The following is a 369-nucleotide window of genomic DNA, read 5'->3' on the forward strand; positions in this document are numbered from 1 at the left end:
GAATGCATGGGGCTGATGACCCGCATCGAATGTGTCATTCGGCCTCTTCCCCACGATGGTGGACAATGGATGGTGCTCTTCGCAGCCGGCATGGCTGAAGAACAGCCCTCTGCGATCAAATCCCAAGGACCGTTCAACGGCCTGCCAGCGGCGCAGGCGGTATTGACGAGCATTATCGAGAGCCTATCGCTGCATGGTTATCAATGCGCCGATGATGTACCGATATGGACCTTGCATATTCAAGCCGAACTGCGACGCATCAACAGTGGCATGATGGTGTGTGAGCGCTCATCGCTTTTCTAGCCAGTCTGCGCTACGCATGCCGGTCTCCTGACAGTGCATATATGTGCGCTGTGCGATATTTTGTCG

1 protein-coding gene is annotated in these 369 nt (G+C 55.0%); it reads left to right on the top strand.

The genetic code is table 11. From position 1 onward, the window contains the following. Positions 1-303, top strand: a 303-nt coding sequence (locus tag ALO43_RS18760) for a PA4575 family protein (protein ID WP_054997909.1), incomplete at its 5' end; no start/stop codon positions are given. Positions 304-369 lie beyond the last annotated feature (66 nt).

The organism is Pseudomonas tremae (assembly GCF_001401155.1).
GTDB classification, from domain to species: Bacteria; Pseudomonadota; Gammaproteobacteria; order Pseudomonadales; family Pseudomonadaceae; genus Aquipseudomonas; species Aquipseudomonas tremae.